The organism is Streptomyces milbemycinicus (assembly GCF_002154605.1).
GTDB lineage: Bacteria > Actinomycetota > Actinomycetes > Streptomycetales > Streptomycetaceae > Streptomyces > Streptomyces milbemycinicus.
The window spans coordinates 1-2,178 of the sequence record NZ_MUNE01001146.1; the positions used below are offsets into that span (position 1 = coordinate 1).

Sequence of the window (2,178 nt, forward strand, 5' to 3'; positions counted from 1 at the left end):
GCCGCTCCGACACGCCCCCCGGCGGCAGCCCCTCCGCCATGCCATCCACAAGGGCCGTCAGTTCCGCGCGGCTCCACACCCGGGGAGCGGGCACCGGGACGGGGTCCGTGACCGGCGCGGGGTCCGTGACCGTGGGGGTGTTCGTGACCGGCGCGATGGAGACCCAGTCGTCGGCCGTGTGCGGCCGGCCCGCCGCGTCCCGCCCCAGGGCGAGGGTGAGCTTGCCGGTGTCCCGGTTCTCGTAGATGTCGGCCTCGCCGTACGCGGTCCTCGCCCGGTGGCCCGTCGCGAGGCTGGTCGCGAGGAGAAGGCCCTCAACGGCGTCCCCTTGCTCGGCGGGATCCGGGTCCGGGAGCAGCCACACGATCTCGGCGTCCGGCGGCAGCGCGCGCACCTGGGGGTCGTGGGAGAGCAGGGCGGCGGCGTCCTCCGGCGGCACCACTCCGGACAGCAGGTCCAAGCCGAGGTCGCCGCGCGCCCGGATCACCCAGGGCGCCGGGCCGCCGGGCCGGTGCCAGGGCGCGGGCCCGGGACGGGAGGAGCCGTGGTCGATCGTGCCGTCGGGCCGGTACCGGACCAGGGTGACCCGGCTCGGGTCGAAGTCCAGTCCGCGCTTGCCCGGTCCGTCCAGGTGGCGGCCGAACGCCCGGTCCCCGGTATCCCGTAGGAGGGTGTGCGAGCCCAGCATCCCTTCGCGTTCCAGATGGAACGCGCCCAGCTCCACGGTGCTGCCGATGTCGCGGCCGGCGTTCCGTGCCCGGTTCACCAGCCGGTACAGCTCCCCACGGCGCTCGGGGTCGGGGCGGTCCAGATGCAGGACGCGGGCGGCGAAGGCGTCGGCGTCGCCGCCGTGGTCCCAGACGCCGGAGACGCCCTGGCGCGCGAGGTGGAGCCCGGCCAGCACCGCGAGGCTGGGCGTGTTGTCCGCCGCGTCCAGCGCCAGGCGGAACAGCTCGGCGCGCTCGTCGGCGGTGACGGGCCCGTACCCGTCCGGTGCCAGCACGTGACGGGCGAGCGCGTCCAGGTCCAGCGGCCCGTCGGCCAGTCCCGGGACCTTCGCCCGCAGGGTGTCCAGCCTGCGCAGGACCTCCCGTGCGGTGTCCGGCCCGTGTGCGGCGTACGGGTCGGACAGGCCGTGCAGGCGGGACAGGGCGTCGAACTCGGCAAGGGCGGCGGCATACGGGTCGCTGTCGTACGGAGCGCTGTCGTGCGGAGCTCTGTCGCCGTCGTACGAGTCGCCGTCGTAGAGGTTGTCGTCGCGTGCCGGGTCCTCGGCCGGCGCCGGGGGGCCGTCCGGCGGCCGCACTGCCGCGGGCTCGGCGGGCTCTGCGGGCTCGCCGGACCGGGCAGGCGGGGCAGCGGTGTCCTGGACGGGAGAAATCTCGTTCCGGGGGCCGAGGCCGTCGCCGGTCGGCCGCGCCTTCGGCTCGCCCTTCGCGCCCTCCGGCCCGTCGGGCGGGAGGACCACGATCGCCGGGGGCGTGTTCCTGCGGGCCGGCTTCGGGGGCTTGGTGGTGCGGTGGTTGCGCGGGGCGCCGGGGTTGCGGTCCCCCTCGGGCAGCGCGGCGAGGTATTCGTCGCCGCGCTCGTACACCGTCACGGCGTTCCTGGCGTTCTCGTGCGCCACGCCGAAGGTGTCGATCGTGCCGTTCTCGTGCACCAGGGTCAGGTGGAGGTCCAGATGGCTGGCGAGGAGTTCCGCCGCGAGCAGGGCGGTGGGGCGGTTCCACCGCCGGGCCGCGAACAGCTGGGCACGGATGAGGGCTTCCTCCTGCTGCCGGGTCAGCGGCAGGGGCAGCCAGGGCAGCCGGCCGCCGTTGCGCTCGAACTGCCGCCGCTGGTCGTCGGTGAGCCCGATCCCGGCCACCGCCAGCTCCCCGGCGCGGAAGGTCGCCCGCGGGTCGAGCCGCGCCGTGCTGGGCAGCGGCAGGCGGGCCGACCAGGACAGGTCCTGGGGTTGGTACTCGCCGCCGTCGGGGAGGCGCAGCCCGGCCGCGTTCACGGCCATGGCCAGGGCGGCGTAGAAGCGGTTTCCGTCGCCGGGTGGCGCGACGAGCCCGTGCGCGTAACCGTCGGGGTCCGTCAGCCGGTTGAGGTCCGATGCCGCGTCGTACTTGGGCTCCGGCTCGGACTCGTCGTCGGTCAGGCCCTCCCAGGTCCACGGGCGGTGGGCGTGGG

General features: G+C 75.8%; 1 protein-coding gene. It reads right to left on the reverse strand.

The window, feature by feature from the left end; genetic code table 11:
- Nucleotides 1–2,178, reverse strand: a 2,178-nt coding sequence (locus CCN51_RS55580) for a hypothetical protein (protein ID WP_086861278.1), incomplete at both ends; no start/stop codon positions are given.